Annotated in this window: 12 protein-coding genes; 7 read left to right on the top strand and 5 right to left on the bottom strand. The window is 62.6% G+C overall.

What is annotated here, in order from left to right; genetic code table 11:
• Nucleotides 1-65 precede the first annotated feature (65 nt).
• From HG549_RS09395 to HG549_RS09375, 5 genes are all read left to right on the top strand, one after another.
• Entirely contained in the window at nt 66-602 is a 537-nt protein-coding gene (locus HG549_RS09395) for an ATP-dependent zinc protease (protein ID WP_170029229.1), read from the top strand.
• Between the two features lie 5 nt (nt 603-607).
• The gene (locus HG549_RS09390; RefSeq protein ID WP_170029228.1) at nt 608-2,143 is read left to right on the top strand and encodes an inactive transglutaminase family protein; all 1,536 of its coding nucleotides are present in this window, start codon (nt 608-610) and stop codon (nt 2,141-2,143) included.
• A complete protein-coding gene (locus tag HG549_RS09385) occupies nt 2,143-3,123 on the top strand; it encodes an alpha-L-glutamate ligase-like protein (protein WP_170029227.1) in 981 nt (326 codons plus the stop codon). The genes HG549_RS09390 and HG549_RS09385 overlap by 1 nt, the downstream gene beginning before the upstream one ends.
• A 228-nt stretch (nt 3,124-3,351) precedes the next feature.
• Nucleotides 3,352-4,695 (top strand): aminodeoxychorismate synthase component I, encoded by a 1,344-nt coding sequence (pabB, locus tag HG549_RS09380; RefSeq protein WP_170029226.1) that lies wholly within the window; start codon nt 3,352-3,354, stop codon nt 4,693-4,695.
• 80 nt (nt 4,696-4,775) lie between these two features.
• Nucleotides 4,776-5,510, top strand: coding sequence for a phosphoadenylyl-sulfate reductase (locus HG549_RS09375; RefSeq protein WP_189665487.1), 735 nt, complete (start codon nt 4,776-4,778; stop codon nt 5,508-5,510).
• 120 nt (nt 5,511-5,630) lie between these two features.
• On the opposite strand, the gene cysB is transcribed toward HG549_RS09375, so the two are convergent.
• From cysB to HG549_RS09360, 3 genes are all read right to left on the bottom strand, one after another.
• Nucleotides 5,631-6,605: an HTH-type transcriptional regulator CysB gene (gene cysB / locus HG549_RS09370; protein ID WP_170029225.1), complete on the bottom strand. Its 975-nt coding sequence runs from the start codon at nt 6,603-6,605 to the stop codon at nt 5,631-5,633.
• Between the two features lie 128 nt (nt 6,606-6,733).
• Complete coding sequence (locus HG549_RS09365) at nt 6,734-7,231, bottom strand: universal stress protein (RefSeq protein ID WP_170029224.1); 498 nt, start codon at nt 7,229-7,231, stop codon at nt 6,734-6,736.
• 103 nt (nt 7,232-7,334) lie between these two features.
• A complete protein-coding gene (locus HG549_RS09360; protein ID WP_170029223.1) occupies nt 7,335-8,282 on the bottom strand; it encodes a putative 2-dehydropantoate 2-reductase in 948 nt (315 codons plus the stop codon).
• A gap of 230 nt (nt 8,283-8,512) precedes the next feature.
• Here HG549_RS09360 and HG549_RS09355 point away from each other — a divergent pair, with 230 nt between their 5' ends.
• Entirely contained in the window at nt 8,513-9,589 is a 1,077-nt protein-coding gene (locus HG549_RS09355) for a 3-deoxy-7-phosphoheptulonate synthase (protein ID WP_170029222.1), read from the top strand.
• Between the two features lie 118 nt (nt 9,590-9,707).
• On the opposite strand, the gene HG549_RS09350 is transcribed toward HG549_RS09355, so the two are convergent.
• Complete coding sequence (locus tag HG549_RS09350; RefSeq protein WP_025338432.1) at nt 9,708-9,989, bottom strand: GNAT family N-acetyltransferase; 282 nt, start codon at nt 9,987-9,989, stop codon at nt 9,708-9,710.
• A gap of 508 nt (nt 9,990-10,497) precedes the next feature.
• On the opposite strand from HG549_RS09350, the gene oprI reads away from it, so the two are divergent.
• On the top strand, nt 10,498-10,749 hold the full coding sequence (gene oprI, locus HG549_RS09345) for an outer membrane lipoprotei OprI (RefSeq protein ID WP_003259780.1): 252 nt from the start codon (nt 10,498-10,500) through the stop codon (nt 10,747-10,749).
• Nucleotides 10,750-10,882: 133 nt separating this feature from the next.
• Here the strand turns inward: oprI and HG549_RS09340 are convergent, their stop codons facing one another.
• Nucleotides 10,883-11,860, bottom strand: coding sequence for a L,D-transpeptidase family protein (locus HG549_RS09340; protein WP_170029221.1), 978 nt, complete (start codon nt 11,858-11,860; stop codon nt 10,883-10,885).
• Nucleotides 11,861-11,955 lie beyond the last annotated feature (95 nt).

Genomic DNA, 11,955 nt, shown 5'->3' with positions numbered 1-11,955 from the left:
TGAAGATCGCGCTCGACAGAGCTCCGAAGAAAGCCCCGAACCTTGCACTGCACCGCGCCAGGAATATGAGACCTACACCCGTTCTATTGCTGCTCTGCCTTACCCTGCTGCCGGCCCTTGGCCAGGCCGCAGGCAAGACCGTCTACGGTCTCAACGAATATGCACGCCTGGGCGACCTGGACCTGGAAGTGGCAGCCAAGCTCGACACCGGCGCCAAGACCGCCTCGCTCAGTGCCCGCGACATCAAGCGCTTCAAGCGCAACGGCGAAAGCTGGGTGCGCTTCTACCTGGCCATCGACGCCGCGCATTCGCATCCCATCGAACGCCCGCTGGCGCGCGTAAGCAAGATCAAGCGCCGGGCCGGTGACTATGATGCCGAATCGGGCAAGGCCTACACGGCCCGCCCGGTCATCGAACTTGAAATCTGCATGGGCCAGGCCGTGCGCACCATCGAAGTCAACCTCACCGACCGCAGCGCCTTCCAGTTCCCGCTGCTGATCGGCTCCGAGGCGCTCAAGCACTTCGACGCGCTGGTCGACCCAAGCCTTAAATACGCGGCCGGCAAACCTGCCTGTGCCACCGACGCTCCCAAAGCAGAGTAATCCCGATGCGCTCTCTTACCCTCCATCTGAAAGTCCTGATCACCGTGCTGGTGCTGTTGGGCGTGGCGGTCACCGCTTATCAGATCTTCGTACTCGGCATCCCGGTCACCGAGGATGAAACCGACGACCTGTGGAACATCGACGCCAAGGTCGAGTTCGTGGCCAGCACCAAGGACCCGGTCAAGGTGCAGATGTTCGTGCCACCGCTGAACCGCGACTACGTCAGCCTCAACGAGAGCTTCATCTCCAATAACTACGGGGTGAGCGTCAACCGTGCCGACGGCAACCGCAAGGTCACCTGGTCGGCACGCCGCGCCAGCGGCAACCAGACCCTCTACTACCGCCTGGTGCTGACCAAGCGCTACAGCAAGGAAAAGGCCACGGTCAAAGGCCCGACCTTCCGTGACAGCCTGGCCGTGGAGGGCCCCGAGAAGATCGCCGCCGAGGCCCTGATGGCGCCGATCCGCCAGCACTCGGCCGATGTCGAGACCTTCGTCAGCGAGACCATCAAGCGGGTCAACAACCTCAACGACGACAACGTCAAGCTGCTGCTGGCCGGCGACACCACGGCCATGAAGAAGGCCCAGGTGATCGACCTGCTGCTGTCGATCGCCCACGTCCCGATGGAGAAGGTGCATACCATCCGCCTGGTGGCCGACACGCCGCAAACCCCGGAACTGTGGCTGCGCAGCTTCAACGGTACCGACTGGCTGTACTTCAACCCGGACACCGGCGAGCAGGGCCTGCCCAGCGACCGCCTGCTGTGGTGGACCGGTGACGACAACCTGATCACCGTCGATGGCGGCAAGAAGGCCAACGTCACCTTCAGCATGAACAACAGCGAGATGAACGCCATCCGTCTGGCCAAGCTGACCGACGAAAATACCGACGCCGACTTCCTCGAGTACTCGCTGTACGGCCTGCCGCTGCAAACCCAGCAAACCTTCATGATCATGGTGATGATCCCGATCGGCGTGCTGGTGATCCTGGTGCTGCGCAACCTGGTCGGTCTGCAGACCCTGGGTACCTTCACCCCGGTACTGATTGCCCTGGCCTTCCGCGAAACCCAGCTGGGCTTCGGTATCGTGCTGTTCACGGTGATCACCGCCCTGGGCCTGTCGCTGCGCTCGTACCTGGAGCACCTCAAGCTGCAGATGCTGCCACGCCTGTCGGTGGTGCTGACCTTCGTCGTGGTGCTGATTGCCGCCATCAGCCTGTTCAGCCACAAGCTGGGCCTGGAGCGCGGGTTGTCGGTGGCGCTGTTCCCGATGGTGATCCTGACCATGACCATCGAACGCCTGTCCATCACCTGGGAAGAGCGTGGCGGCGGCCATGCCATGAAAGTGGCTATCGGCACCCTGTTCGCCGCGTCCCTGGCACACCTGCTGATGATGGTGCCGGAGCTGGTGTACTTCGTGTTCACCTTCCCGGCGGTGCTGCTGATCCTGGTAGGCTTCATGCTGGCGATGGGCCGCTACCGCGGCTACCGCCTGACCGAGCTCGTGCGCTTCAAGGCATTCCTGAAGAAGGCTGACGCCTGATGTTTGGCCTGATCAAGACATGGAAAGCCCTGGAGGCCCGGGGCATCATGGGTATCAACCGGCGCAACGCGGACTACGTGTTGAAGTACAACAAGCGCCACCTGTACCCGATCGTCGACGACAAGATCATCACCAAGGAGCGTGCCCTGGCGGCCGGCATCCATGTGCCGGAGATGTACGGCATCATCGAAACCGAAAAGGAAATCGACAAGCTCGACCAGATCATTGGCGGGCGCAGCGATTTCGTCATCAAGCCGGCGCAGGGCGCCGGCGGTGACGGCATCCTGGTGATCGCCGATCGCTTCGAGGACCGCTACCGCACGGTGTCGGGCAAGATCATCAGCCATGAGGAAATCGAGCACCAGATTTCCAGCATCCTCACCGGCCTGTACTCACTGGGTGGCCACCGTGACCGCGCGCTGATCGAATACCGGGTAACCCCCGACCAGATCTTCAAGAGCATCAGCTACGAAGGTGTACCGGACATCCGCATCATCGTGCTGATGGGCTACCCGGTAATGGCCATGCTGCGCCTGCCGACCCGCCAGTCCGGCGGCAAGGCCAACCTGCACCAGGGCGCCATCGGCGTGGGCGTCGACCTGGCCACTGGGGTGACCCTGCGCGGCACCTGGCTGAACAACATCATCAGCAAGCACCCGGACACCACCAACGCGGTCGACGGCGTGCAGCTGCCGAACTGGGACGGCTTCATGAAGCTGGCCGCCGGCTGCTACGAGCTGTGTGGCCTGGGCTACATCGGTGTCGACATGGTCCTGGACCAGGACAAGGGGCCGCTGATCCTGGAACTCAACGCCCGCCCGGGCCTGAACATCCAGATTGCCAACGACTGCGGGCTGACCCAGCGCACCCACGCCATCGAGGCCCACCTGGAGGCGCTGGCCAAGGATGGCATCACCGAGGATGCCGAACAGCGGGTGCGGGTATCGCAAGGGCTGTTTGGCCACGTGCATCCGCGCTGAAATCGTCGGGGCTGCTGCGCAGCCCATCGCGACACAAGGCCGCTCCTGCAGGAGATATCGCCCCATGCAGCTGGCGCACTCCCTTGTAGGAGCGGCCTTGTGTCGCGATAGGGCCGCAAAGCGGCCCCAAGGGCGAAACCTGGTGTTTGAATGTCGCCACAAAGCTAGGCGCATTTCCTACACAGGACTACAATCGCCCTCCTCGCTTTTACATCGCCGTCCACACTGATGCCGACCTGCACGCTCCATCCCCTGCCCTACCAGCCTGATCCTGCCGCCTATTTCGCCCGCCTGCGCCAGGCGCCCGGTGCGATCCTGCTCGACAGCGCCCGCCCCGGCGCCGAGCGCGGCCGCTTCGACCTGCTCAGCGCCTGGCCGGTGCAACAGCTGCAGGCGCAACCTGGCGAAGATGGCCGCGCCTTCCTCCAGCGCTTGCGCGCGGGCCTGGCGCAACTGGGCCACGCCCAACTGCCCGACGGTAGCGAGCTGCCGTTCGCTGGCGGCCTGATCGGTTACCTCAGCTATGACTTTGGTCGGCGCCTGGAACAGCTGCCCAGCCTGGCCGTTGACGACCTCGGCCTGCCAGATGCGCAACTGGGCCTGTATGCCTGGGCGCTGGTCAGCGACCACCAGTGCGCGACCAGCCAGCTGGTCTTTCATCCGAGCCTGGCCAGCCAGGAACGCGAACGCCTGATCAGCCTGTTCGAAGGCACCGACAACAGTGCAAACGGCCGCTTCGAGCTGCTGGCACCGATGGCCGGCGACCTTCAGCCCGCACAGTACAAGGCGGCTTTCGACCAGGTGCAGCGCTACATCCAGGCGGGCGACTGCTACCAGATCAACCTCACCCAGCGCTTCCGCGCGCCCTGCCAGGGCGACCCGTGGCACGCCTACCAGGCCTTGCGCAAAGCCTGCCCAACGCCGTTCTCCGGCTACCAGCAGCTGGCCGACGGCAGCGCCTTGCTGAGTTTTTCGCCCGAGCGCTTCATCCGCGTCAGCCAGCGCCAGGTGGAAACCCGACCGATCAAGGGCACTCGCCCGCGCGCCAGCAACCCCGTCGAAGATGCGCACAATGCCGAGCAGCTGCGGCACAGCGCCAAGGACCGCTCGGAAAACCTGATGATCGTCGACCTGCTGCGCAACGACCTGGGGCGCACCTGCGAAATCGGCTCGGTGAAAGTGCCGGAACTGTTCAGCCTGGAGAGCTACCCCAACGTGCATCATCTGGTCAGCAGCATCACCGGTCGGCTGGCCAGCAACAAGGACGCCCTGGACCTGATCGGCGACAGCTTCCCCGGTGGCTCGATCACCGGCGCCCCGAAGATCCGCGCCATGCAGATCATCGACGAGCTGGAGCCGACGCGCCGCACGCTGTACTGCGGGTCACTGCTTTACCTGGACGTGCGTGGCGAGATGGACAGCTCGATCGCCATTCGCAGCCTGCTGGTCAAGCGTGGGCAGGTCTGCTGCTGGGGCGGCGGCGCCGTGGTGGCCGATTCCGAGTGGCAGGCAGAATATGAGGAATCGATTGCCAAGGTGCGGGTGTTGATGGAGACGCTGCAAGGCTTGTGACCGGCGTCTACTCCGCCATTTTTTGTTACCATCAGCCTACTACGAGCGCACAGCGCCACAGCCAAGATGGAAACCGCCTGATGAGCCAACCCTTCGACGTCGCCGCCCTGGCCGCGACCTACGCCAACAAGTCCCCGCAGGACATCCTCAAGCTCGCCTTCGAGCACTTCGGCGATGACCTGTGGATTTCCTTCAGCGGCGCCGAGGACGTGGTGCTGGTCGACATGGCCTGGAAGTTGAACAAGCAGGTCAAGGTATTCAGCCTCGACACCGGCCGCCTGCACCCGGAGACCTACCGGTTCATCGACCAGGTGCGCGAGCAGTACAACCTGCCGATCGAAATTCTCAGCCCCGACCGCGCCAAGCTCGACCCGTTCGTCAAGGAAAAGGGCCTGTTCAGCTTCTACAAGGACGGCCATGGCGAGTGCTGTGGCATCCGCAAGATCGAGCCGCTGCGGCGCAAGCTGGCGACCGTGAGCGCCTGGGCCACCGGCCAGCGGCGCGACCAGAGCCCGGGCACCCGCAGCCAGGTAGCGGCACTGGAAATCGACAGCGCCTTCTCCACCCCCGAGCGCACCTTATACAAGTTCAACCCGCTGGCGCAGATGACCAGCGAAGAGGTGTGGGGTTATATCCGCATGCTTGAACTGCCTTACAACAGCCTGCATGAGCGCGGCTTCATCAGCATCGGCTGCGAACCCTGCACCCGGCCGGTATTGCCAAACCAGCATGAGCGCGAGGGGCGCTGGTGGTGGGAGGAGTCGACCCAGAAGGAATGCGGGTTGCACGCAGGCAACCTGATTACCAAGGCATGAAATAACCGGGGCCGCTTCGCGCCCCATCACCACACAAGGCCGCCCTACAGGTTATCGCTTGCCCCTGTAGGAGCGGCCTCGTGTCGCGATGGGGCGCGAAGCGGCCCCGACAGCCTCGAATCAGTGCACCGGCAGTTCGACACCTTCGAACAGCTCTTCCAGCTCCTGCTTGTTATGGCACTGGATAGCCTTGGCCATCACTTCCCGCGTCAGGTGCGGGGCGAACTTCTCGATGAAGTCGCACATGAAGCCACGCAGGAAGGTGCCACGACGGAAGCCGATCTTGGTGACGCTGGCTTCGAACAGCTCGCTGGCATCGAGGGCCACCAGGTCACTGTCCAGCTTGGCGTCCACCGCCATGCCGGCGACGATACCCACGCCCAGCCCCAGGCGCACATAAGTCTTGATCACGTCGGCGTCCGCCGCAGTGAACACCACTTTCGGCGTCAGGCCACGGTGGTTGAAGGCTTCGTCCAGCTTCGAACGCCCGGTGAAACCGAACACATAGGTGACGATCGGGTATTCGGCGACCGCTTCCAGGGTGAGCTTGGGCAGCTTCGCCAGCGGGTGACCTTGCGGCACCACCACGCAACGGTTCCACTTGTAGCACGGCATCATGATCAGGTCGCCGAACAGCTCCAGCGCCTCGGTGGCGATGGCGAAGTCAACCGTGCCGTCGGCAGCCATCTCGGCAATCTGCATGGGCGAACCCTGGTGCATGTGCAGGGACACTTCCGGGTACTGCTTGATGAAGCTGCTGATCACCGGCGGCAAGGCATAACGCGCCTGGGTATGGGTGGTGGCGATGGACAGCGTGCCCTTCTTCTCGTTGGAGAATTCCTGGGCTATCTGCTTGATGCTTTCGACCTTGCGCAGGATCTCGCCGGCGGTATTGATGATGCGCTCACCGGCCGGGGTGACACGGGTCAGGTGCTTGCCGCTGCGGGCAAAGACTTCAACACCCAGCTCATCCTCGAGCAGGCGGATCTGCTTGCTGATACCCGGCTGGGAGGTATACAGGCTCTGTGCCGTCGCGGAGACGTTGAGGTCATGGTGCGCCACTTCCCAGATGTAGCGCAATTGTTGAAGCTTCATAGGTTCCCCTCGGTTCAGCAATGAGTCCGCGGCAGCAGGCAGCGTCGATATATAACTATATTAGTGGTTCTGGAAATAAATCTAGAACTATTTTGTTACATACCCCGGGAAATGGCCTACGGCCACCTTCATGCTTTCCTACGCCCCAAATGCTGCGCCAATGGCACCATGTACACCGGCACCGGCGACAGTTGCAGCAGCCGCACCGCCGTACGCCCCAAGGGCACGTCCACGCCCGCACCGGCACTGTGGCTACCGAAAATCAGCAGGTCGACACTCAGCCGCTGCGCCTGGTCGAGGATCACCTGCGCCGGGTCGCCCTGGCGTACCCGCACCGCCTTGATCAGCGCCAGGTCGGCCTCTTCGCCCAGTTCGTCGCGAAAATTCTCCAGCACACGCTGCTCGATGTTGGCCATTACCGTGTTCACCCCCTGGCTGTGCAGCTGGTCGAGCGTCTGCTCATCGAGGTAGCTTTGCAGCAGCGATTCGGCGAACTGCCCCATCGGTTCCACCGCATGGATCACATACAACTCGGCACCGAAGGTACGCGCCAGCGCCAGTGCGTGCTGCATGACAAAAGGGGCGTAGACACCGAGGTCAGTGGCGTACAGCATGGCGCGGATCATTCGACCTCCTCGACTGCCGCTACGGCAGAGCAAGCTTCAGCTTAGCAGCGCCCTGCAGGCATGCCTTGCCGTCCGGCGCACTGCCAGCCCGGCCCGCAGCGCCTTAGCCGGGCTGCCCGCTGCGGTCGATGAAGGCCAGCGCCTGGTGCAGCATTTCCATGCGCGGCAAGCGGCAGCCTGCGGCACGGGCCTGGGCCAATGGCTCGGCATAGATGGCCTGCAACTCCAGCCGGCGCTTGTGCACGTGGTCGTGGTACATGCTGGGCCAGTAATCGGGCATACGCTCGGTCACCTGGAACAGGTGCTCGGCATAGCCTGCGGGCAACACATGGCCACACGCCGCAGCACCCTGCACCACCTCGCCCATCAACGCCTGGATCAGGGCACGGCTGTGGCTGTCGCTCATCAGCGCCGTGGTGCTGGCAGCAAGCAACACCGACAGGCCGTTATACGGCACGTTCCAGACCAGCTTCTGCCAGCGCGCCTGGGCCAGGTCGGGCATGGCCTGCGAATCGATGCCCGCAGCGCGGAACAGCGCCGCGCCTTCCTCGACCAGCGCGGCACCGCCATCACTGGCCGGGCCACTGTGATAGCCAAGGTTGACCGCGCCAAGCGCCTGGTGACGGATCACCCCGGGCGCCTGGCGGTTGACGCAGATGAAACACAGGCCACCCAGCAGGTGCATGTCAGCGCGCAAGGCCGGACGCAGCTGCGCCTCCACGCCGAGCCCGTTCTGCAGCAGCACCACCTTGGCGCCGGGGGCTGCCGCCTGCACGATCAGCGGCGCCAGCTGGTCATTGCTGGTGGCCTTGGCCGCTACCAGCAACCAGTCGCAAGGTGGCATGTCGGCGGCACTGGCATAGGCCTGCACGTTCGCCTGCAGGGTGCCGTGCACGTCACTGTCCACGGTCAACCCGTGCTCACGCACAACCTCGTACTCGCTGCGCAACAGAAAATGCACATCGCAGCCGGCCCGGGCCAGCATCAACCCATAGAAGCCACCGATGGCGCCACTGCCGATAATGCCGATACGTGGGGTATACGAATGCATGCCGATCTCCCGATAAAAGTCAGGCTTCTTTTTACACAGGTTGCGCAGCGCTGGGCAGCCTGTTTGCGGCAAACACCCGCCATCTCGGAAAAACCCCACACGGACGGGGCCCAGCCCATTGTCGCGCCACCTGTAACGCGCTAAGGTTCGGCTCCCCGCTGCGATTATTCTTGCTGCTGGGCCGCACGGGGATAGTTGGCGGCCGGCACCGTGACCTGACGAGTAACACGATGGCTGATTTACCGATCGATGACTTGAACGTTGCCTCCAACGAGACGCTGATCACCCCCGATCAGCTGAAGAAGGAAATCCCCCTCAGCGCCAAGGCCCTGCAGACCGTGACTGCCGGCCGTGAAGTGGTGCGCAATATTCTCGACGGCAAGGACCATCGCCTGTTCGTCGTGGTCGGCCCTTGCTCCATCCACGACATCAAGGCGGCCCACGAGTACGCCGAACGCCTCAAGGTACTGGCCGAGGAAGTGTCCGACACGCTGTACCTGGTCATGCGCGTGTACTTCGAAAAACCGCGCACCACCGTCGGCTGGAAAGGCCTGATCAACGACCCGTACCTGGATGACTCGTTCAAGATCCAGGATGGCCTGCACATCGGCCGCAAGCTGCTGCTGGACCTGGCCGAAATGGGCCTGCCGACCGCCACCGAAGCGCTCGACCCGATTTCCCCGCAGTACCTGCAGGACCTGATCAGCTGGTCGGCGATCGGTGCCCGCACCACCGAATCGCAGACCCACCGCGAGATGGCCTCGGGCCTGTCTTCGGCGGTCGGCTTCAAGAACGGCACCGATGGCGGCCTGACCGTTGCCATCAATGCCTTGCAGTCGGTGTCCAAGCCGCACCGCTTCCTTGGCATCAACCAGGAAGGCGGCGTGTCGATCGTCACCACCAAGGGCAACCCGTACGGTCACGTGGTGCTGCGCGGCGGCAACGGCAAGCCGAACTACGACTCGGTCAGCGTGGCCCTGTGTGAGCAGGACCTGGCCAAGGCCAAGATCAAGGCCAACATCATGGTCGACTGCAGCCACGCCAACTCCAACAAGGACCCGGCCCTGCAACCGCTGGTGATGGAAAACGTTGCCAACCAGATCCTCGAAGGCAACCAGTCGATCATCGGCCTGATGGTCGAGAGCCACCTGAACTGGGGTTGCCAGTCGATTCCGAAGAACCTGGACGATCTGCAGTATGGTGTATCGATCACCGATGCCTGCATCGACTGGTCGGCGACCGAGAAGACCCTGCGCAGCATGCGCGCCAAGCTGAAGGATGTGCTGCCGCAGCGTAAGCGCGGCTGATACACAAAGGCGGGGCCGCTTCGCCCCCCATTGCCGGCAAGGTGGCCCCCACAGCTTGAAATGTGGGAGCCGGCTTGCCGGCAATGGGGCGTGAAGCGGCCCCGCCTTTTTTACCGGTTCAGACCTTGCTGGAATGCCGCTGCTGGCGCTCCATGTAGCGCTCCACATACGAGCAGGACGGAATCACCGTGTAGCCCATCTGCTCGGCATATTCCAGGGCCCGTTCGGTGAGCGCGGCTGCAATGCCACGACCGCGCAGGGCGTTGGGCACGAAGGTGCGATAGATGTCCAGCGTCTGCTTGCCCAGATCCATGTACGTCAGATAGGCACGATGACCGTCCACGTTGGTCTCGAACTGATGACCGGCCTGGTCATGGTGGATGGTCAGCGCTTCGCTCATCACTACTCCTCGCAGGTCTTCTCGGCAGACCCATACCTTAACCGATGGTGGTTTATCCGGCACAGAATGCTCTACGCCACCTGTTGCCCCTTCGACCACTGGACGATTGCAATCGTTCGGATCCTCTGGCACTCACAAGATAGTAGGCGCCGCGAGCGGGATTGCTCAAGGTGGTGGCGGTTAAAAATGGCGAAATTTCAGCCACAGCGACTCTTGGCCGCATGCCGGCAAGCCACCGGATGTACTAGGGCTTAAGACGCTGAAGGACAGTTAAAGTCACCGTTAGTTCAGCAAAAAAGTTACCGTAGTACAAACGCTTGCGCGCCCTGCGCGTTTTTTACTCAGTACCTGCCGCGAATCTTGTCAGGACGGCGTCAAGCAACATTTTTTTTGCAGTTCTTGCGCTTAGTCAGTTTACTTACTACAAGTAATGGGTACTATGTACGCCGGCCAGTTTCTCTTTTCCGAGAGATGGCTATTTAATAGAAAGTCCTTGAAGGGGAACACGATGAACAACGTTCTGAAATTCTCTGCTCTGGCTCTGGCCGCAGTTCTGGCTACCGGTTGCAGCAGCGTATCCAAAGAAACCGAAGCTCGTCTGACTGCGACTGAAGACGCAGCAGCTCGCGCTCAAGCTCGTGCTGACGAAGCCTACCGTAAGGCTGACGACGCACTGGCAGCCGCTCAGAAGGCTCAGCAGACCGCTGACGAAGCCAACGAGCGCGCTCTGCGTATGCTGGACAAAGCCAGCCGCAAGTAATAATCCTCACGGATTGTTATGGAGCCGACCCACTTGTGGGTCGGCTTTTTTATTGCCTGCGCACCAGGCAAACGTGCCAGGCGGAAACGAAAAGGCCTGCACTAAGGCAGGCCCGGGTGTGTCGCAATTTACCCTATTGCAGTTCGGCGGGAATGCTCGAGACCATCGGCGCGCCAGCCTGGCCCTGGGTGGGCACGGCAATTTCCACCGGCATGCCATCTTCGGCAGCCACCACATCGCGCACCATATCCCAGTTCATGCGCAGGTTGTTGGCCAAGTCTTCACGCTTGAGCAAGGCATTGATCACCGCGGTGTGTTTATCGACCACCGACGGATTACCCTGGTCGTCCAGCGGCGTGTGCGCCTCCAGATAGACCTTGCCGCCACTGATACCGAACTTGTATGGCTCATTGATGATGCGTACCGGTGTACCCACCGGCACCATCTTCGACAGTTCCAGCACATTGTTGTTGAGCATGCGGAAGCAACCATGGCTGGTACGCATGCCGATGCCGAACTTCTTGTTCGAACCATGAATCAGGTAACCCGGCACGCCCAGGGTGAACTTGAACGGCCCCAGCGGGTTGTCCGGGCCAGCCGGTACCACGCTCGGCAGGATGTCGCCGTCAGCGGCGTGCTCGGCGCGGATCGACGCTGGTGGTGTCCAGGTCGGGTTCGGCGTCTTGGCGGTGATCTTGGTGTTGGCGATCGGCGAACCCCAGCCCTCGCGACCGATGCCCAGCGGGAAGGTATGCACCACGTTCTGCCCTTTCGGGAAGTAGTACATGCGGTACTCGGCGAGGTTGATGACGATGCCCTCGCGCGGGCCAGGCGGCAGGATGTAGCGGGTCGGCAGGATGATTTCGGTGCCGGCGCCCGGCAACCACGGGTCCACGCCCGGGTTGGCAGCGATCATTTCCAGGTAGCCGAGGTCGTTGGCGGTGCCTATGTCGGCGAAGGTGTCCTCGTACTTCGCCTTGATCACATGCACCTGGCCGACGATGTCTTCACCGGGCGGTGGCAGTGGCAGCTCCAGCGCAGCAGCGGGGCCCGCTACCAGCAGGGCGGCCAGGGACAGGCTACGGGTGACGGCAGGAAAGCGCGGCAACATCCGGTAAATCCTTCGAAAGATGGGTCAAGAGAATCGATTGTACACCTGTGCTGATGCAAGCGGGAGGCGTTGGCAGCAAGCAAGCGTTTCAGATG

The organism is Pseudomonas sp. SK (assembly GCF_012975065.1).
Classification (GTDB): Bacteria; Pseudomonadota; Gammaproteobacteria; order Pseudomonadales; family Pseudomonadaceae; genus Aquipseudomonas; species Aquipseudomonas anuradhapurensis.
This window is presented reverse-complemented; position numbering and strand designations above follow the sequence as displayed.